Here is a 21,198-nt window from a genome sequence, read left to right on the forward strand (position 1 = left end):
ACTATAGAAAGAAGGCTTATGAAATTAGCATTTGCATATGATTTAGATGGAACATTATTGAGAAAAGATAATACTATTCACCCTGACACTATGAAGGCACTAGAACGTGTTCAAAAAGAAGGCCATGTTAATATAATTGCAACAGGAAGAGGATTGCAAAAAGTATTGCCGATATTAAAAGATGGCACAATTAAATATGTAGATTATATTGTTTGCTCAAATGGAGCATTAATTTATGATGTTAATAAAAAAACAGTGAATGTACTTAATACAGTACCTAATAAAGTGTTCTATATTTTAAAAGAAAAGGCATTAGAAAACGACTTAATTTTAAGTGTAGATACTTTAGATTATAATGGATCATATCTCCCAAATAATCATTTTCCTAAATGAATGTCTCAAGAACAAATAATGGATATGAATATTTTAAATATTGCTACTTTAGAACACTTAGAAAATGTTGTTTTAGCAAAAGATAGCGTTATTACCCAAATAGCTCTTAGAAACCCATCAGATAAAGCACAAAAAATTACAGAAGAAATTAGACAAGCTACTAAAGGATTACCATGTATTGTTTATTTAACTAACTCTGTTTATACTGATGTTAACCCAAAAGATGCTTCTAAATTTTCAGGTGTTGAAAAGGTATTAGAAGTATTAGGGTTAAGCAAAGAAAACTTAATAGCTTTTGGAGACAGCGGAAATGATGTAAATATGATTGCTGGAGCTAAATATGGAATTGCTGTTGGTAATGGAACGCAAGAGGCAAAAGCAGCTGCAAAATTAGTTATTGGAGACCATCAAACAGGAACAATTGGGGATACATTAAACCAGATATTAGAAGGTGCTTTATTCTAAGCATCTTTTTTATTTTTAAAGCTTATTTTAAGGATGATTTTGCTTTGAAATAAGTTTAAAATAAATTCATACAAAAAATAAAATAGGTTAAAATATAACAGTATGCAAAATATAGTTAAATTTTTTAGTGAAGGAGCACAAACAGCAGTTACTAAAGCACCTAAAGCTTTAGATGTATCATTTAATGTATTTGTTTGATTAACTGTTTTTTTAATTATTTCCTTAAGTGTTCCTCAATTAATTAAACTTATCAAAGATAAAAGAACAGGAAACGTAAGTTTCACTTCATTCTGAATTTTCCATGTTGGAATCTTATTATGAGTTATCTGGGGTGCAACAAACAACTTAAACAAAGCTATGCTTAATGTTATGCTTGCTGACGGAATCAGCTTATATGTAAATGGAATTATGACTATTTTACTTTACAAACATAAAAAAGAATTTTCAGCTAAGAAAAAAATGTGAGGATACATCGGTGTTCTTGCAACATATTTAATTGGTGCATTATTCATTGCTTTCTACATTGTAGATTACGACAGAGAAGCAACTAACTACTTATTTAAAGTACCAGATGCAGCATCTACAGTAATGGGATTTATCTTCCCTGCTGCTACAACATTAGCATTTACACCACAATTGTATCACTCATTCAAAACAAATGAATGACAAGGTGTTACATACTGAATGTATGTATTATATGTTGTAAACAACATTATCTGAATTATTTGATGAGGACTTGGAATGGGATTACAATCATATGAAGCAAAACCAAACTATGGTTCATTGATTGCTGGATTATGTTGACAAATAATTTCATTAACAATCTTCGGCATCCAACTTGGATTCACTCTTTATGATAAGCATTTATTAAGTAAAGGGGTAAATCGTTCACTTCAAGCTAACAAATAGTAGCTTGATATAGTAATTAAATCACTAGCGATAGTGATTTTTTTATATTTAATAATTGCCAGTAAGTATAAAAAATCTGCCCAAAGGCAGAAATTATATTTAGTATTGATCTCCATTAATTTTAATGTAGGTACGTAATGATAATTCTTCGCTAAATAATTCATGAATAATTCTAAGGCCTAATTCTGGCGCAGCAAAGGCATTTTTACCTGTAATAATTTTACCATCGCAGCTTGTCATTTCATCTGAGCGATTTCCTCCGCGTGTCGGTAGGCTTCATTGAGATGGGTATGATGAATAATGAAGATAAGGTGGTAAAATTTTAGCCTCCATTAATACATTTGGAGCATCACAGATAGCAAATAAGTATTTATTAGCTTGATAAAATTCTTTAATTACAGCAAGTGACTCAGGATTATTTCTTAATGTTTGACATCCTTTTCCACCAGGAATAAAAATTGCATTATAGTCATCTAAATTATATTCATGAACTATGTCATTTATATGAATTAAGTCAAATTGACCTGAAGCTTTTGAAATTTTTGGAGCATAATAAGTTATTGATTCTATTACATCAGCCACTTTTAAAACTGATAAAGTTGAAGTTAACTCAACGTCATTAAATTTGTCTTCTATTATAACTAGTAATTTAAGTTTCATTATTTTTTACCTCTTCGTAAAATACCTTTTCAAATCAAGTAACATAGCAAGGCTAAAGGCAATAAGACAACAATAATGAATACAATAATATAAGCCTTAATTCAAGCTTTATTTTCGTTTTTGAGTTCAGCATTAACTGCATTCTTAATAGCAGTAGCATCAGTCCCAAGAAAGGTTGAAGCTTCCATATAACGTTTACGATCATACATAACCATTAAAACAAATAGGAATGTAAACCCTACAGCAACAGCTAAGTCAATATAAAGTAAAACATAAACATCACCAAATGCACCATTAAGAATTTTTTCTCAATCTAAATCTAAATTAAATTTCAAATTAGCTTTATCAACATTCATTACTCAATGTCCATCTCATAGGTTTAGAAGTAATAAAATTACGCCATTGAAAAGAGCAAAGTATGTCATAAAGAAAGCAAATAGTCATGATAATCTTAATAATTTAAAACGAATAGCACGATAAGTATCTGAAATAACAGTTACAGCAGCTAAATTTCCGTTACGATAGTTATCACGGCACATTTGTTCAGTACGTCTTCAAGCTTTATTCTTAGTTAGAGCTTTTGCAAATAAACTTAAAGAAACTAAAAAGACAATACCAACTAATACGTATCAAGCAATACCTTGGTTTTTATCTACTCTAGTATTTAAAAAATAGTTTGTTAATATACCTGCTATTGAAACTAGAAATAAAGTAAACCAGAAAAAAAATTGCATTATAGTTAAACGTTTTTCTCTTCTAATTACATTATAAACAGGTGTTGCAATGATTCTTTGTGGATCAGAAGCAACTTGTGCTTCAACGGTTGTTTCAAGCGTTTGTGGTGCTTGAGTAGTGATTTGTTGTAAATCACTGTTATTTTGTGAATAATTCATAAATCACATTCTCCTAATTGCTTGTTATAGCTGGTTGATTACTATTGTTTGGGTTTGTAGTTGGTTGAGATTCTGGTTCTACATCTTTTTTATCTTGATTCTTAGAAATTGTAAATTTTGATAAGCTGTCAAATAAAGCGTTAACAAATGCTTCTGTGTTGATTTGTGATTTAATATCTTTATCTGCATTAAGCGTTTCAGCAAGAATATGTGCAAGTGATTTTCTAGTATCAGGAGATACTGATGAAATCACATATTTTGATACATTTAAGTATTCAACAACATTTTTATTAACACCTAAATTTTCATAGTTCTCAATTGATTTAATTTCTTTTATAGCATAGTCTGTAACTTGTTTAGATTGTTCTTGTGCTGATAATGTATCGAATAATGGATTTTCTTCTCTTAGATTACGTTTAATTTTATCAATATAATCAAGAGCGCCTGATTCATGAGCTATTGTTGAAGCTTTATCAGTAGCTATTTCTTTTGCTGCTTGAGCTATAACTTTTCTAACATCTGGATTATTTAATAAAGCAGCTGAAGAGTGCAATGTATCGATGATTTCATTAAACTGTTCTTTAGTTCATTTATTTTCAGGATTTTGAAGTGTTTCAAATAATTTTGATCCTTTTTGGAATAATTCAAGAAGTGAAACAGCCCCTACTCCTATTCCTGAAAGTGAAGCACCTTTACCAGCAGTCATTAATTTAACACCAAAAGTTGTGGCTTTAGATGCTGAAGTGTCATTAACCATAGCTGTGGTTACAACATTGGTTAATAAAAGTGTTCCAGGTAAAGTTAAAACAGCATTTGTGGTACCAAATAAAAATCTAGTTCAAATTCTATTTCCTCTTTTACCTGAGGCAATTCTTTTATTTTTCTTATCTTTACGCTTCTTGATTCTGCATAAGTGAATAATAAAAGTAATAACAAAAAAGAATCCTCTAATTGATAAATAAATTATTATCGCTAAAACAGTCAAGGCAAATGGTAAGCCTGACCTAATTATTTGATCCATTTCTTTTTGATCTTTTAATTGAGAGTGGACTGCCTCAGAACCATATTTATAAATTACAGCAGAAATAATCATTGTTAAAATAATTGCAACAACTTTAAAAATTGACCATTTGTAATTAAACCAAAATCCAATTAAGAATGCTATTGCGAATAATGCAATAATTACAATTGGCAGTCAAATTCCCGCATTACCAACTGAGTTTGTAATGTTTTTTAAAGTTTTAACAATGTCATCTAATTGCTGTATTCCTGTTGAGGGATTAGCATTAGATTGTGCTGAGGTATTAATAGTAGTTTCAAGTAATGAGTTCATTATAGATATTTAGCCTTTGGTAATTTTTTTCAAGGATCTTTACGAGAAATGCGATCAATAAATAAATGACCATCTAAGTGATCTAATTCGTGTTGGAAAACAATTGCAATGTAGCCTGAGACTTCATAACGTAATCATTTTCTATTGTAGTAGCTGTAAGCATCAACTACAACACGCTCTGAACGATGTACATAACCTTCTTGGTTTGGCCATGATTCATCAACTGATAAACAACCCTCTCCTTCATCTAGGGCTATTTTTTTATCACTTTTTGTCACAATACGTGGGTTAAATAAAACATCTTTAAATAAAACATTTCCTTTATCGTCTTGGACAAAAACATAAAATACATTTTTTAATATTCCGTATTGAACAGCAGCAACGCCAACTCCAGGACGGAATTGAGTTCCTTCAGTTTGAGAATCATCAATGTGGTAGATCATTCTCTCTGCTAAATCAATATCCTCATCTGTAAGAGGAATTGGAACATCGTGTGATCTTTTTCTAAGTACAGGGTCTGGTAGCTGTACTATTTTAATATCATATTTTTTATTCATATTTAAATTATAATATATATAGAAAATTACTATAATTAATATATTAATTATAGAAAGGTGAATATGAACGGAAATTATAATATTGTAGTTTTTACCACTGTAGTCCTAAATATAGCTTTTTTAGTAATGGGATATTTAATCGGTTCGTTAAATACTTCAATCATATTTAGTAAGTTTTTAAAGAAAGATGTACGTGAACAGCATTCACAAAATGCTGGAGCCACAAATTCGTCAAGAGTTTTTGGTGTAAAAGTTGGTGTTTTAATCTTGCTCATAGATGTTTTTAAAACAATAGCAGCAGTTGCAATAGCGACAGGAATTGCTTATTGAGTTAATGCTGCACCACAGGTTTCTTCAAAAGGTCCAGTAAGCCAATATTCATTTGAACAATATCAAGCAATTATTGCTGTGCCAATGTTAGCTGGCCTTGGAGCTGTGCTTGGTCACTGTTTTCCAGTCTTTTTCGGTTTTAAAGGTGGAAAAGGAGTAGCATGCAGCATTGGGTTAATAATCAGCTATAACATTGTGCTATTGCCAATTGCGGCTGTTATATTCTTTGCAGTAGCATTTTGAAAGAAATACATTTCTCTTGCAAGTATGAGTGCAGCTGTATTGCTAATTCCATTTGTATTTGTTCCATGAATGAGTAATAGTGTGATTGCATGGGCCACAAATTATCAATGGCTTAATTGAACTAAAACAATAAGCCTACAACTAATTGCCCCAGATCAAAGAGGATTAATACATTATATTGGAACATATGTTGTTAACTATGCTTCTATTTACACGGGATTTATATATTTAGGTGCTGTGGCACTTATCTTATTTACCCATAGAGGAAATATCCAACGCCTAATAAAAGGTGAAGAAAGAAAATGAAGCAGAAGTAAGAAAACACAAAGAGATGCACAATAGTGCATTTTTTACTTAAATTTTTTTGAACTATATTTATCCTAAGTTTATAATCATATCTAAGTAAAAATAAACATAAAATAATTGAAATAAAAAATTTAGTTTTTTTCACTTTTTATGCCATTTATCCCTAAGATGTTGAAATAAAGATAATAAAAACGCTCCATATAATGGAACGTAATTATTGTGTTGAATAAATTATTTAACAATGTTGTAGAAAGCTTTGATTCCCTTGAATTCAGCTGATGAACCAAGTTCTTCTTCGATAGCTAATAAACGATTGTATTTTGCGATTCTGTCTGTACGTGATAATGAACCTGTCTTAATTTGTCCTGAGTTCATAGCAACAGCAATATCAGCGATTGATGTATCTTCTGTTTCACCTGAACGGTGTGAAACAACTGCTGTCATGTTTGCTTTTTGAGCCATTTGAATAGCATCAAAAGTTTCTGTAATTGAACCAATTTGGTTAATCTTAATTAAGATTGAATTCATTGATTTTTCTTCAATAGCACGTTTTAGAATAGCTGTGTTTGTAACTGTTAAGTCATCACCAACGATTTGTAATTTATCACCCATTTCAGCTGTAAATTTCTTGAATCCTGCTCAGTCACTTTCTGCAAATCCATCTTCGATTGAGATGATTGGGTATTTAGCAACAAGTGATTTTAAGTATTCAGCCATTTCATCTGATGTGTATGATAATTTAACATCTTCTAAGTGCTCAAATCCTGGTTTTTTAGCTTCAATAGCTGCTTTTAATTTCTTGAATGTGTAAACACCATCTTCATATAGTTCTGATGAAGCACAGTCCATAGCAATAGCAACAGCGTTTTCACCTTCTTTGGCTGGTGTATATCCAGCTGCTTTAATAGCTTCTACTAAGAAGTCTAAAGCTTCTTCGTGTGATTTGAAGTTAGGAGCAAATCCACCTTCATCACCAACTTGAACACCGTGTCCATGTTTTTTAAGTAATTTAGCTAAGTTGTGGAATACAAAGTTAGCCATTTGTAAAGCTTCTCTAAATGATTTAGCACCAACTGGCATAATCATGAATTCTTGGAAGTCGATTGTGTTTGAAGCGTGTTCTCCACCGTTAATAACATTTAACATTGGAACTGGTAATTCGTGTGCATTGAATCCACCTAAGTATTTGTATAGAGGAATTTGTAATTCATTAGCAGCAGCTCTAGCAACAGCAAGAGAAACTCCTAAGATAGCATTAGCACCAAATTTAGATTTGTTTTCTGTACCATCTAATTCGATCATTTTCATGTCGATTTTACGTTGGTCTGTAACTTCCATTCCTAAGATGTGAGGAACGATGTCGTTGTTAACGTGGTTAACAGCTAACATAACACCTTTACCACCAAATCAGTTACCTTCAAATTCTGATCCTTTGTCTCTTAATTCAAGAGCTTCACGTGAACCTGTTGAAGCGCCTGATGGAACTTTAGCGATTCCATATCCACCAAATTCTGTGAATACTTCAACTTCAACTGTTGGGTTTCCACGTGAGTCTAAAATTTCACGTGCATGAATTTTTGTAATTGCTGACATTTTTGTCTCCTTTTTAAATTTAAGATTTTGTTTTATTTGCAAATAATTAATCTTTATTAAAGATTATTAGAATTATAGCATTATTATAAAAGTGGTAATTTTGTATTTTTAGAAAAATATTTTATAAAATGACAATTAAAAATACTAATACTGTAACTTTTATTCAATCGTTTTTATAGGCTAAGAAAAAAACTGACAGTTATGCCAGCTTCATTTAATATAGTATCTATATTTCTTACTTGTATTCGTCATTTCAACCAAATGCATTGTACACAGTTGAAAAATGTAGATAAGGTCATTTACTATAATTGTCTAGAACTCATCTGATTAAATGGTTATTTTCATCAAACATATTATATTGTAAATTATATTTCTTACAATAGTAATAAGTACGAAAGCGCAAATAAGAAAATAATCATAATACTGCAACTACTTGATACACTCAAATAGTATATATAAATATAGATTGATATGCATTTTGATTTGTACTACAGAATCATGCTGTATATGATATATTCATTATCAATGATAATAAACTGATAACAACTGAACATCAAAAAACTAAATAAATATGTAGCTTAATTTTACTTTTGTTCAGTGATGGTACTTTTAAATTTGTTTGTTCAGTATTATCTGTTTTTTTGAAATAAACATATTTATAGATCCAACCTATAAATTTATTTGTCGTTTTGTTTTTAAAACAAAATTTTTGATTTCTAAACTTTCTAGATAATCTAACTTGTACATTAAAATCGCTGATAACACGATATATAAAATATAAAAGTTCAGTGACAAAGACAAAGGCAAGGTCGATTAGATAAATAATGTTCCCGATTGTATTATTTCTGTCTTTTCAATTAAAATGTGATAGTCCAAATATTGCCCCGAATTGTCCAGTAAATATTGCTATATAGGCAAAGCTTATGAGTAAAAAACTGAATATTATTCAGGAGTTTTCACGTTTCATTTTAATATCCTCATCCATAATCTTCATCATCATTAACTATTTCTTTTAAATCATTTATCTTTGTAACTAATTGTTTTTTTTCATTGATAAATATTTCATTAATTTGCAATAGTGCTGAAAGTACATCTGACTTTTTTTCGTATGGAATTCCATTTTGTTTGAGAAATAAGAACAAATTATTTAAATTAATCAAAATATTGTTTACTCTTTCTAAAGTCTCACTATAAGTGGAAATCGAATTTTCTTTATTATCGTTAATATAGACAAAGTATCTTGCTATTGACATAGATAGATTGTAATTTAACTCATAAAATTTATTAGAATTATCAATTAAGTTTTTAAATTTAAGATAATCTGCATTAAAATCTTGTGCATCTTTCAATGTTAAAATGAAACTTAATCAATTGACTCATTTAGCCCCTACTCGAGTTAAAGCTAAACTTCCACAATGTTCTAAATATGAAGAGGCAGCTGAAATTAGATCATTTCCTAGCTTTGCATATTCAGAGTCAGTATGTGAATTAAGAATTGCAGAATTATCATTATTCATTTGTTGTAATTTATCTGATATTAATTTTAACAGCTTATTAAATTCAATAATTGATATAGTATCATCTTTACTGAGAGTTTTTTCTTTAATGCGCAACCATCCTGGAAACAAACTATTAAATTTATCAATGGTAATATTAAGGCTATTTAATATTTTATTTTTATCTTTGTCAGAAAGCCTAAAAAATGCATTCATAGCAATTGAATACAATATATATGGGCTATCACTATTTTTATCATTATTTACGTTATATGTATAAGCGATCATATTTCTCCTAAAATATTAATAACCTTCATCGTAATCGTCTGAATTAGAGGTTGAATATGTTGATGGGACGACTTTTGGCTGTATTGAGTCAATTTCATTAATAATTGAATTTTTTAATTCAAAAACAATATTTTTGACTTCATTAATTTGATTTTTAGCATTTTTGTCATCTATTTCTACAGCAATTCCTTCCAATTGTGAGACAACAAGCACACAATTATTTATGATTTCTTGTAGTATGGTCTTATATTTATTTTTTTCAGAATCTGTCATATTTTTAAATGCTGTTGTTTGCATTGCGGAAACAATTGCAAAATCGTTTCCTAGATCTGAAAAAGTCTTATTTATATTAGCAACTTTTTTATTTAATTGATTAGCTTTATTTTTTAAGTCTTTTGCTTCAGAAAGTAAAGCTCCACCAGCTGTGTTTACAGGAATGGCAGCAATAGCAGCAATTCATGGTGCAAACCACAAAAATGCCCCTAGCAGTGCTACGCCAGCGTTTCCTGCACCTAATGTAGCTCCACCATCCTTATATTTTTTATCTGATTCAGCTTGGTATTCGTTAGCTTTATTGGTAAGAATCTTTGTTAGCTTACTTGCGAGTTCTTTTAATTTATCTGAATTATTTAAATCAGATTCATGAAGATTTCTAGTGGCAAAATTATATCTCTTTGTAGTCAACGTAGATTCTGTAAATTTATAGATTCATAAATTTCTCAAAAAATGAGATTTAGATAATTCATCTACTTCATCATAGTAGGATAATAGTACGTTTTTTTCATATTCAGAAAAAGAGCTAATATATTGTTTTAATTTTGAACTTAGCTCATTGTCTGATTCAGTGGCTTTTGTGTTGATTGGATTAATCGCATTTGTTGTATTAGCGACAGCAACAACTAAATTTATTAATTCATTTTTCATCTTACTCCTTTCGGACAATTGTCCAATTTTATTATAGCAATAATATAGCCTACATGTCATATCAAGGGGATTGTTCCGGAAATGGTTTCTGTTCTAAGGATAATATTTATGCATAACTTTTTATACTAATAAATAGACATAAAAGTGCTTGAGAAAAGAAAACTCAATTTTTTATATTCATATTTTTAGTAAAAATAGTTCTTAGTACTTTTAAAAAATTCAAGCAAATATAATTTATATTATTTTGTTAATTAATAAAAAATCTTTCTTTAAGGCGTTTATTAATTAAATCTTTTTAATTGAATATAAGTGAAAAATTTGATAAAAATGTCAAAAATTTTAATTTATATAAGATATACATTTGGATAAGCGTGTATATGTTATTTATCTTATTAGCAATTATCTAAAATAAAAATATAATTTAATTATGAAAGAAAAGATAATTAATTTGATCGAGGATTTAAGATATTGAGATAAAAACTATATTCTTCAAGGAAGCTATTCCTTATATATTAGAGGAGTTATAGAAAGAATGCCAAATGATATTGATATTTTATTGTTTAACGATAATGATCTATATAAAAGAAATGAATATTGAGAAATATGTAAAAAGAATTACAAAGTAGCTGAAGAATCTATTAATCACGAATTCTATAATTCTATAAAAATCATCGGTAATAAAAATAAAATATTAAACCTAGAATGTATGAAATTCAAAACTATACCTGATTCATATATAGAAAAAATTGGTGATATTAAAGTAATTAAACTAGATATGATGGTTGGTTTTAAAGTTTGCCAGCTACTCACAAGCTATGTTATTAATAAAACAAAACCAAGAACTAAAAAAATAATTAATAGCCTTTTGGATTTGAATAAAATTCTAGAAAAACTGCCAAATATGAATTTCATAAATATAGTAAAAGAATCTATGTTTTTTAATATTCCATATGAAATGTATGTATATAAAAATAGTCCTTATAGTAATTTAATCAATGAAAATTTTCACAAGTTTTTGATTAGTATTCTACCAAACCAAGAATATGTTGAAACCTTGAGTCGAGTATTTGATTTACTTAATAAATTAAAAAATGATGAAGAAATAATCAAAACAATAAAACAAATTGAAAATATTTTTCAATTAAAAAAAGAATTTCGTGTTTATATAGATATGTCAATGACGAAAATGAGGATTATTGATGTTAAAAGATATGGTTACTATTACTGGTTTGAAACTGATGAAAAGACTCTACAAATTTTCAGTTATATTGTCGCACACATGACAATAAGTGATAATAGTAAATCATTACTTGCGATGCAAGCCCTTGAATTTAAAAACAATAAGTATTGTATTAATCTGCATAAATTATTACTATTATTATCGCAATAATTACTGAGTATGCTTATTTTAAGTGATAAAGTATTTAAGTGAAGCAGATACTAATGATTTATATACTGTGTTTTCATAACTCAAAAGTAAAGTATAATTTAAATATTATTATTTAAAAACAAGGAGACAAAATGAATAAACCTAGATTACAAGATGACTTTTATGAATATGTCAACTTTGAATGATTAAGAGACACTGAAATTCCAGCAGATCGTGCTTCAATTTCTTGTTTCGGTGAATTAGATATTAAGATTGAAAAATTATTAAAAGGATTAACAGCAGAATGAGCTGCTGGAAAGAAAGCTCTACCAGCTGATAAAATGATTCATGAATATGTAAAACTATATCAAATGTTAATTAACACTGATAAAAGAACCCAATTAGGGTGAGAACCAGCTAGAAAACACTTAGACAAAATTGAAAAACTAACAAGTTTTCAAGATTTAGCTAAAAATTATTTTGAATTTGATAAGCAATATTCTTCATTACCTTTACCATTTGGTATTGGTGAAGATTTTATCGATAATAAAAAATATATTTTATGAATGGATGACCCAAGACTAATTTTAGGTTCTAAAGAAACTTATGGAAATCCAGTACAAAAAGAAAAACTTTTAACAGCCTGAAAAGAAATGTCATTTGACTTATTAGTTTCATACGGTAAAACAACTGAAGAAGCTAATAAATTAGTTGCACAAGCTCTTGAATTTGACAACTTTTTAGTAGAATTTGTTCTTTCAAATGAAGAAAAAGCTGATTATACTTCTTTATACAATTTAAAAGACATTGCTTGATATAAAGAAACAGTTAAAACTTTTGATATTCAAGAAATTGCACAAGAATTAGTTAAAAAAGAAGTTAAAGAAATTTCATGTTCAAACCCAAGATTTATAGAAAATATAGACAAAATTTATACTGATGCTAACTTTGAAGCATATAAAGCTTTATTATTTATTAAAAACTTAATATATGCAGCTGGATTTATGTCAGAAGAGATAAGATTTAAAGCTTCACACTTTAAGAATGTTCTTTACTCAATTGCAAAACCTCGTGATTTAGAATTATACGCTTATGATGTTGCTACAAAATACTTTGGCATGCCTCTTGGTATGTATTATGCTAAAGAATATTTTGGAGAAAAAGCCAAAAAAGATGTTGAACGTATGGTTTCAAGCATGATTGATGTTTATAAAAAACGTCTCGAAGAAAATACATGATTAACTCAAGCAACTAAAGACAAAGCAATTTTAAAACTTTCTAAACTAGGTGTTATGGTTGGATATCCAGAAGAAATCAAACCAATTTATGCTAAGTTTATTGTAAAAACTTATGAAGAAGGTTCAAATGTGTTCGAAAATATCCTTGCATTCGATCAAATAATGTATGAATATGAAATGTCTCAATATTTAGAACATGTAAATCCTAAATACTGAGGAATGTCACCTGATACAATTAATGCTTACTTTAACCCATTTGGAAATCATATTGTCTTTCCAGCTGCTATCTTGCAAGCCCCATACTATGACATAAATCAATCTTCATCAGCAAACTTTGGTGGAATTGGAGCAGTTATAGCACACGAAATTTCACATGCTTTTGATAATAACGGTGCTCAATTTGATGAAAATGGATCAATGGTAAATTGATGAACTGATCATGATAGAACTAAATTTGCTGAAAAAACTCAAGCAGTTATTGATTTATATGATACACGTATGACACCATATGGCAAAGTAAATGGTAAATTAACTGTATCTGAAAATATAGCTGATATAGGCGGAGTTGCCTGTGCCCTAGAAGCTGCTCAAAAAGAACCTGATTTTTCACCAGAAAAATTCTTTGAAAACTGAGCTAGAGTTTGAAGACTAAAAGCAGGAGAAGGATACGCAAGAAGATTACTTGAAACAGATGTTCACTCACCGGCTAAAGAAAGAGGTAATGTCTTAATGATGAATCTTGATTTATTTGCAGACACATACAAAATTCAAGAATCAGACAAGATGTATTTAGCTCCAGAAAAGAGAATTAAAATTTGATAATACAAAATGTTCCTTTTTGGGACATTTTTATTTTGGAAATTCACTTTTTTATATAAAATATACAAACCAATAAAAGGAGATTCGATGAAAAGAATAAAAGCATTTACATTGTTAGGGTCACTTTTAGTCGCAACATTGCCTATGATGGCAGCAACTTGTGGGGCGAAAAAAGAAGAGAGTAAAAATTCTCAACCTAAACCAGATACACCACCCAGCACCGCTGGAGGTACTTCAAGCAAACCGATTGTGCCACCTGCACAACCAATTAAACCTACTCCACTAAATCCGGATCCTCAAACTCAACCAGAACCAACGGAACCTGTTACAATTGATGACAGTACATTAGGCGGAACAGTTAATGGAATAAGTATTGATGCTTATAAAACTATAATTCCATTATTAGATATTAATAGCAATATGACTGCTAGTCAAGTGTTTGAAAAAATAAATGGAAAATTATTTGAAAACGAAGACTATAAAATACAAAATGTAAAGGTTGTACAGTTTGATGATAAAAAAGGAACGTTAGATTTTACTCTAAAAGGAACATACAAAGGAAAAAGATTAGACAATGTGACATTACATATAAGTCATTTGTATGTGATCAATGGAACAGATTTTGGTTCATTAAAAATTGAATGAAATTTAGAAAAATTAATGTCAGAACAAAAAAATCCTGACTTTTTACTAAATAAAAAACCTGATGAAGTTATTCCTTATTTAAAAAATTTAGAACTTTTATTAAATAATAAAATAATAAATGTTTTAACAAATTCAAGTTTCAAAATTGACACCTTTAACATTAGCAAAAGTGGCACAAAATTTAATGCCTTTATTTCAATATCTTACTTACCACAATCTATGTTAAATGGAAATATAACTCAAATTGGAAAAATAAGTGTATATAACAGAACATATGACAATTTAGCAGGATTAAATTATTCTGAACAAGAATATTTATCTTACGTTTTAAATAATCATGTTAAATTAATTGATAACATTGATCATAATTATTACCCTTCCTTTTTTGCGGCTAAAAATGCACAAGGTGTAAATTATTGAACACACTTTTTTGAAATTGATCCTAAATTTGAAGTGTGAAATGGACATCCAATTCAATTTGAATGTAAATATTATCCGAATGACTTAACAGGTGAATTGTTTGTTATAGTTTCATTAAAATATGATGCTGATAATGGCAGTGAGATAATTACATATGGAAACAGAGAATTTAAAATTACAGGATTTAATAAAATAAGTTCAGATTATATTGAAAAAAATTTTTATATAGTACCTGACAGTTTCAAATTTATTGATAGAAAGCCATATAGAAATTTAGTAACAACCATTACTTCTTTACCAGAAAAAGAAGTAAGCACATTTAAAATTTCTAAACAAAATGAATTAATGAAATATTTAGGTGCTGTTGGAAGTGATAATTATATAATAGCTCTCCAAGTCATGCAAAATGAAGAAGAATTGTTAGAATTAAATTCTAATAATTACATTAAACTCAATTTTAAACATAAATCTCTTCAAGATTGAAATATAAAACCTGAAGAAGGGATATTAAATGGTGACTTATTCAAAATTAGCCGAATAGTTTTAAAAAGCACAAGCCTTTCAAATTTTAAAGTTCAATACACAAACACAGAAAATTCACGAATTAACTTTACATGAAATTATGTCTTAGAATTCGAAGTGCAAAGTGCAACTTCTTTCAATGATTCAACAACTATGCTAGAAATTCCTTTATCATCACAACTTTTTTCTTTAAAGAATCAAATAAATTAATATAAAAATGAGGAGCCCCCTCATTTTTTATATTTATTTTTTATACAACTTTTAAGACAACTTCTTTCGAAGCTTCTTTTCCTTCTAAATGGTTTCTTTCAACACGTATAATTTCAATTTTTTCATTAGCTTTTGTGTGTAAACCATGTTTTTGTCCACGGCGGAATCCTTTGATTTGCCCTTCTAATTCTTCGATTGTATTAGCTTGAGCAATAATTTCATCATTTGATAATAGTTTTGCTTTGTATTTGTACATAAATACCTCCGTTTGTTCATCTTTATTATAATCCTAATTCAAACAGGATATATTAAATTTGACTACCTTTCCACAAATTTCCACATTTTTGTGGAAATAATGTGGAACAAATTATCACTTCTTAGTAATAAAAGATATTTTTTTATAAAAGGTAAATATAAATACTGGCTTTAGATGAAAAATATACATGATCTTATATTGCTTTTCCTAGTTAGTAGCATAATAATTATCAAATTTTAAATTTATAAAATTTTTTACCACTTTTTTTGAAGATTATATTGTAGATATGGTTTAAAACCCTCATTTTTGTTCAAAATAAGTAGATAATAGGTTAATAGAATAATTCTTAGGGAAAAAAGTTACAAAAAATAAGTGTTTTCATTTATATAATGTAGAAGTCAAAAATATCACTGGATGCTATAAAACTACTATTAAATGAAATCTTAGCAACATTTATGATTGTGATTGTGAAGTATCAGGAATATAAACATAATTTGAACAATGAATTTATAAATGTAAAATCCAAAAACTAATTTATATTATTACCAAATAAGTAATAACTATCATTTTATAATACACTTTTTAAATTTTTAATTATTCACATATTTAATTTAAATGATCTGCAATTATATATAACTAGAAGAATCTTTTCTATTTACTAGCATAATGTTTTTAATGTAATTATTTTTCCAACTGATATATAATTAAAAACTTTTTAGCCCTAAACTATAAGCTTTTTAATTAAACGTGTCAAAAATCACATAAAAATTATTTTTTATAAGCAATGAAATCTTACTAAAGCTAAAAAAATAATTTGTAATAAATGATCAACTTATCTTGACTAAAAATCGAAAACTATTTTTTTACAAAGTTTTATAAACTACTGTTATATGTGAAAATTTTAATTTCATCAAAAGTTAAATTTATACATTTCAGTAACTAATTATATAGCTATGATAAAATTAATTTATAACAAGTTATCTTGAGATGGAGAGATATATGAAAAAGGAAAAATTAGTGCCCGAAATAAGATTTAAAGGATTTGAACAATATTGACATATTAGTAAATTAAGAAATATTTCTGATATATATGATGGGATTCATGAAACGCCAAAATATACTAAAAATGGTATTATGTTTCTTTCTGTTGAAGATATTGCAACCTTAAAATCCAATAAATATATTTCGTACCACGATTTTTGTAAACTATACAAAAAATACCCGCAAAAAGGTGATGTTTTGATGACTAGAATAGGCGATGTTGGGACAACAAACGTTGTCTGTGATAATTCACTAAAAGCTTACTATGTTTCATTGGCTTTGATTAAACCATATGTTGATTCACATTATTTGAATCAATTATTAAAAACACAGGCAGCCCAACAAGAGCTTTTATCGAAGACATTAACTACTGCGGTTCCTCAAAAAATTAATAAGAATCAAATAGGTGAAATTTTATTATTTTATTCCACAAGTAAAGAAGAACAACAAAAAATAGGACAATTCTTTTCAAATATAGATTCTTTTATTCAATCTGAAGAATTAAAACTTAAAAAACTTAATGAAGTAAAACAATCATTTCTAAGCAAAATGTTTGCGTCAGAAAATTCAAAATTCCCAGAAATAAGATTTAAAGGGTTTGATGAGCCTTGAAAATTAAATAAGTTTAGTGACTTATATAATTGCAACAACGAAAAAAATATAAATATTAGATATACAGAAAAGAACATAATATCTGTTGCTAATATGTACTTTAAGGATGAACAAAAAATAAGCAATACAGAATATCTTAAAAGCTACAATATCTTCCATTTAGGGGATATTGCATATGAAGGAAATAAATCAGCTAACTATAGATATGGAAGATTTGTAGTCAATACAATTGGGTCAGGTATTGTTTCTCATGTCTTCGAAGTCTTTAAGCCAGTAATGAAGGAGTATGACTTGTACTTCTGAAAATACTATATTAATAATGAAAGCATTATGAGAAATGTGTTGAGAGATTCAACTAAATCCACAACTATGATGGCAACTTTAGTAAAAAAAGATCTTTCAAATCAATTTATTAAAACAACAAGTATTGCTGAACAACAAAAAATAGGTGCCTTCTTCTCAAATCTTGAATCCTTAATATCTTCTCAAGAACTTAAACTTGAAAAGCTAAACAACGTCAAGCAAGCTTTATTAGAAAAAATGTTTTGTTAGTTATTTTGAATATTAAAATTAATGGTATTTTTAAACTCGAAAATGAAAATACCATTTTTTTATTTTCAAGTTGAGTTCAAGAATATAAGACTAGTATAAAAATGAAAATATAATAGAATATAAATATTATGGGTAAGAAAAGAAAGATAATAGGCTGAAGTATTTTATCAGTAGGAATATTAATGGGGTTAGGCGCTATTGCAACTAGTGCTTATTTTGCTGCTAGCTATTTATTGCAAAAAGATGATGATATCCCAAAAGAAACCATTAATATTAAGCCCCATTATGAGACTCCTGCCTGACAAGCAGAGCTTAAATTATTAAAAATTGGTCCAAATGAAGTAGAAATTTTTGATAACTTAACTAGAAAAGAAAAAACAGAAGCTTTGGCACTTGTAAATAGTGTTGGAGATATTAATTGAGAAGCTAAAAGTAATGATGAAGGAACTTATGTGGAATATATAGATCCTTACACTAAGGTTAAATTTAGAGATTTTGCTTATAAAGTCGATAAAGAAAATCCTGCTAATAATAGATACCTACTTGGCCCAGGAGGATTAGCATATCTAGCAAATGAATTTAAGCGTAAAGTAACATTTGGCCCAGAGATTTATGATTTAGAAGCGGTTAATATTAATGATTTTGCTATTATTCCAGCAACTGCTAATGGACTTTATATTCCAAGTACTAAAAACATTTATATTAATGGAGCATTTATGTGTGAAACAAATGCGACATTATATGATAGAGTAGCTACTATTATGCAAACTTTATTCCATGAATATATGCATCATTGAGCTAATAATTATGCGGAGATTGCTCTCCCTAATTTAGATAACGTTATACCAACAGGTATTGCAACTGGCCCAGTAGCAAACATACAAGACAAGGAAATGGTCACAGTTAAATATTATGAACCTAGTCAAAATAAAAAGGATAGTTTGCTTGATAAAATCTTTTCATCAGCTAATGAACAATATTGAAATGGGTATTTTGCTGATAATTTTAGATACTTATTAAATTATGATGTGGCTGCAAAGTCTTATATCAAGCCTGAAATCTTAGCCTTGTTAAGAGATAGATGGTTTGGTCAGCCAGGTGCAGAAGATGTATCGGACGCATTATACACTAACTTTTCTCCTAAAGATTTATGAGATGTATCTAATGGTATATATAATGGTCAAGGATCTCCAAAAGATCCACTAATTTTACAAAAAAGACTTGAAAGTAAGCCATGATTCTGATATTCACCTGATGAAAAATTTGCACTTAATAATGGTGATTTAAGATATTATTACTCTTTAACTGAATTAGTGCCTAGAGAATATTTGAAATTTGCATTTGAGTCTTACTATAACATTAACGAACCTAATCCAGCAATTATTGCTGAAAAAAATCGACAAGAATTTTCTTCTGGATATTTTGGAAACATGAAGTTTAACTATAATGCTAAAGCTAGTTCATATGAAATTAGACCTAGTTCAATTGCAGAAGACTATGGTAAAGTGTTTATGAATAATTTTGACACTTTAACTAGACAAGGATGATATATAGATGATAGTTGAGGGAACATTGATCCTGATAACCCTATTACATTTTATGATTTACATAAGGGAGAGTGAGTAACTAAAATAGTTCAAGGCTCAAGTTCAATTATGATACCTGCTTCTCCTTTTGCACTTGATTCATATAATACATTCGATAGAATAAGCAAAAGTCAAGAGGCAAAAATCAAAACAAATAAAGCGCATGATTTCTATAAAATGTTTTTATATACTATGGGATATGGTAGTGAAATTGCACAAATTTATTATGACAATTCAGGCTGAAAATGAGTCGGAAAAAACTTTGCTCAAGTCCAAAAGAATGAAAATAATATTACTAAAATAAAATTTAGTGGATATTTAAAAGACAAGACCCATACAGGAATTGCTGTAGTTGATGATAAAGGCCAAGTAGTAGCACATAGTGACATCATCTACCTAGATACTTTTAATTTCTTCGGACACCAAACATTTGACAAAGGTGCTAAAATCGAAAATGCTATTCAAGCAAATGGAGAATTAAGACAAGCACAATTAGCTAACCGGATTTATCCGACAGGTTATATTAGTTATATAACAAAAGACTATATTGTGCCCGGGGAAAAAGGTAGCTTATACTTTTGAGATGATTTAAATAAAAATGGAATTGTTGAGAATAATGAATTAGTTAAAGACCATCAAATAAAGCTTCCTACTAATCGTTGAGTAACTACCCGAAGGGCTGATAATCCAAATTATTATTACGTGGTTGAAAATAAAAATAATCAAACTACAATCAAGTGAGAAACCCCACGCTAATGCTATAATTAAATTATGTAAAAGAAAGGAGGATAACAATGGAATGAGATTTTAGTAAATTAAAAGTTGGATCAATGATAAATGTCCAAGGTTATAAACACAATGGCTATTTATATCGCCAATGAAATTCTGCAAAAGTAGTTTTTCATAATAAAAGACATATAGTATTATTTCTTAAAAATACAAAAGTTGCTGAATATGAAAAAGATGTAAATGGTTGAAGATATAATGAAAACGCCATCTGATTTATTCCTAAAGATGCAATGTATAATGCAATTGTATTATTAAAAGATTCAGGCCCATATTATTACATTAATATGGCATCAAAGCCTATATTCGAAGATAATACTATTAAATTTATAGATTATGATTTAGATGTAAAATGTTATCCTGATAAAGAATTACAAGTTGTAGATAGAGATGAGTTCAATTTACATTCAAGACAAATGCAATATCCAGAATTACTAAAGAATTTGCTTTTTGAAGAATTGAAAGTTATTATGCAACTATATAGTGAATATAAATATTTCTTTAATTACGAAATAATAAATTATTATCTTGAAATTTTACATGCTGATAAATTAATTAGCGATAAAGCAGCAGAAAGATATACTAGACTTGGGCGTAAACAATATTCTGAAGAAGGGGATATGTTTCGACAAGTTAATCGTGTATATAAACACCGAAAAGCACATTTCCAAAATCGTCACTAAAAAGTGACTTTTTTGTTTGCAAAATAAAAAAAGTAAATTTTTTATATATTTTTTAATATTATTTTTACA

The 21,198-nt window shown here is 28.4% G+C and carries 17 protein-coding genes; 9 read left to right on the forward strand and 8 right to left on the reverse strand.

The genetic code is table 4. The annotated features are described in order from the left end of the window. Positions 1 to 18: 18 nt before the first annotated feature. Together ACNQ12_RS01885 and ACNQ12_RS01890 are read left to right on the forward strand one after the other, a co-directional pair. The gene (locus tag ACNQ12_RS01885) at positions 19 to 858 is read left to right on the forward strand and encodes an HAD family hydrolase (protein WP_418019602.1); all 840 of its coding nucleotides are present in this window, start codon (positions 19 to 21) and stop codon (positions 856 to 858) included. A gap of 102 nt (positions 859 to 960) precedes the next feature. Further along, positions 961 to 1,767, forward strand: a complete 807-nt coding sequence (locus ACNQ12_RS01890; RefSeq protein ID WP_416754558.1) for a PQ-loop domain-containing transporter — start codon at positions 961 to 963, stop codon at positions 1,765 to 1,767. A 99-nt stretch (positions 1,768 to 1,866) separates the two neighbouring features. Here ACNQ12_RS01890 and ACNQ12_RS01895 read toward each other — a convergent pair whose 3' ends face one another. Genes ACNQ12_RS01895 through def form a run of 4 tightly spaced genes read right to left on the reverse strand, consistent with a single transcriptional unit; the run spans position 1,867 to position 5,210 of the window. After that, positions 1,867 to 2,427 carry a DJ-1/PfpI family protein gene (locus tag ACNQ12_RS01895; protein WP_418019270.1) on the reverse strand — a complete coding sequence of 187 codons (561 nt, stop codon included), beginning with the start codon at positions 2,425 to 2,427 and terminating at the stop codon, positions 1,867 to 1,869. Then, the gene (locus tag ACNQ12_RS01900) at positions 2,427 to 3,320 is read right to left on the reverse strand and encodes an MSC_0882 family membrane protein (protein ID WP_418037126.1); all 894 of its coding nucleotides are present in this window, start codon (positions 3,318 to 3,320) and stop codon (positions 2,427 to 2,429) included. Before ACNQ12_RS01900 ends, ACNQ12_RS01895 begins: the two co-directional genes overlap by 1 nt. A gap of 13 nt (positions 3,321 to 3,333) precedes the next feature. Further along, entirely contained in the window at positions 3,334 to 4,653 is a 1,320-nt protein-coding gene (locus ACNQ12_RS01905; protein ID WP_418037124.1) for a hypothetical protein, read from the reverse strand. Continuing rightward, the gene (gene def, locus ACNQ12_RS01910) at positions 4,653 to 5,210 is read right to left on the reverse strand and encodes a peptide deformylase (protein ID WP_416754564.1); all 558 of its coding nucleotides are present in this window, start codon (positions 5,208 to 5,210) and stop codon (positions 4,653 to 4,655) included. The genes ACNQ12_RS01905 and def overlap by 1 nt, the downstream gene beginning before the upstream one ends. A 63-nt stretch (positions 5,211 to 5,273) precedes the next feature. Here def and plsY point away from each other — a divergent pair, with 63 nt between their 5' ends. Continuing rightward, on the forward strand, positions 5,274 to 6,125 hold the full coding sequence (plsY, locus tag ACNQ12_RS01915; protein ID WP_418037123.1) for a glycerol-3-phosphate 1-O-acyltransferase PlsY: 852 nt from the start codon (positions 5,274 to 5,276) through the stop codon (positions 6,123 to 6,125). Between the two features lie 195 nt (positions 6,126 to 6,320). Here plsY and eno read toward each other — a convergent pair whose 3' ends face one another. The 3 genes from eno to ACNQ12_RS01930 all read right to left on the reverse strand — a co-directional run bounded on the left by eno (position 6,321) and on the right by ACNQ12_RS01930 (position 10,390). Then, complete coding sequence (eno, locus tag ACNQ12_RS01920) at positions 6,321 to 7,682, reverse strand: phosphopyruvate hydratase (RefSeq protein ID WP_418019606.1); 1,362 nt, start codon at positions 7,680 to 7,682, stop codon at positions 6,321 to 6,323. A 968-nt stretch (positions 7,683 to 8,650) separates the two neighbouring features. After that, positions 8,651 to 9,466, reverse strand: coding sequence for a hypothetical protein (locus tag ACNQ12_RS01925; protein WP_418037122.1), 816 nt, complete (start codon positions 9,464 to 9,466; stop codon positions 8,651 to 8,653). Between the two features lie 15 nt (positions 9,467 to 9,481). Beyond that, a complete protein-coding gene (locus ACNQ12_RS01930; protein WP_418037121.1) occupies positions 9,482 to 10,390 on the reverse strand; it encodes a hypothetical protein in 909 nt (302 codons plus the stop codon). Between the two features lie 427 nt (positions 10,391 to 10,817). On the opposite strand from ACNQ12_RS01930, the gene ACNQ12_RS01935 reads away from it, so the two are divergent. The 3 genes from ACNQ12_RS01935 (at position 10,818) to ACNQ12_RS01945 (ending at position 15,613) form a co-directional block, all read left to right on the forward strand. Continuing rightward, positions 10,818 to 11,780, forward strand: coding sequence for a hypothetical protein (locus tag ACNQ12_RS01935; protein WP_418019263.1), 963 nt, complete (start codon positions 10,818 to 10,820; stop codon positions 11,778 to 11,780). A gap of 131 nt (positions 11,781 to 11,911) precedes the next feature. After that, complete coding sequence (locus tag ACNQ12_RS01940; protein ID WP_418037119.1) at positions 11,912 to 13,819, forward strand: M13 family metallopeptidase; 1,908 nt, start codon at positions 11,912 to 11,914, stop codon at positions 13,817 to 13,819. 84 nt (positions 13,820 to 13,903) lie between these two features. Beyond that, complete coding sequence (locus ACNQ12_RS01945; RefSeq protein WP_418037117.1) at positions 13,904 to 15,613, forward strand: lipoprotein 17-related variable surface protein; 1,710 nt, start codon at positions 13,904 to 13,906, stop codon at positions 15,611 to 15,613. 40 nt (positions 15,614 to 15,653) lie between these two features. Here the strand turns inward: ACNQ12_RS01945 and ACNQ12_RS01950 are convergent, their stop codons facing one another. After that, positions 15,654 to 15,869, reverse strand: coding sequence for an MAG6790 family protein (locus ACNQ12_RS01950; protein ID WP_416754574.1), 216 nt, complete (start codon positions 15,867 to 15,869; stop codon positions 15,654 to 15,656). Between the two features lie 999 nt (positions 15,870 to 16,868). Between ACNQ12_RS01950 and ACNQ12_RS01955 the strand changes: the two genes are divergently transcribed. The 3 genes from ACNQ12_RS01955 to ACNQ12_RS01965 all read left to right on the forward strand — a co-directional run bounded on the left by ACNQ12_RS01955 (position 16,869) and on the right by ACNQ12_RS01965 (position 21,129). Then, positions 16,869 to 18,074, forward strand: coding sequence for a restriction endonuclease subunit S domain-containing protein (locus tag ACNQ12_RS01955; protein ID WP_418037115.1), 1,206 nt, complete (start codon positions 16,869 to 16,871; stop codon positions 18,072 to 18,074). A 128-nt stretch (positions 18,075 to 18,202) separates the two neighbouring features. Next, entirely contained in the window at positions 18,203 to 20,416 is a 2,214-nt protein-coding gene (locus ACNQ12_RS01960) for an MYPU_1760 family metalloprotease (protein WP_418042126.1), read from the forward strand. Positions 20,417 to 20,454: 38 nt separating this feature from the next. Beyond that, a complete protein-coding gene (locus tag ACNQ12_RS01965; RefSeq protein WP_416754578.1) occupies positions 20,455 to 21,129 on the forward strand; it encodes a DUF402 domain-containing protein in 675 nt (224 codons plus the stop codon). Positions 21,130 to 21,198 lie beyond the last annotated feature (69 nt).

Source organism: Mycoplasma paraquilae (assembly GCF_048284415.1).
In the GTDB taxonomy this organism is placed as follows: domain Bacteria; phylum Bacillota_I; class Bacilli_A; order Mycoplasmatales; family Metamycoplasmataceae; genus Mycoplasmopsis.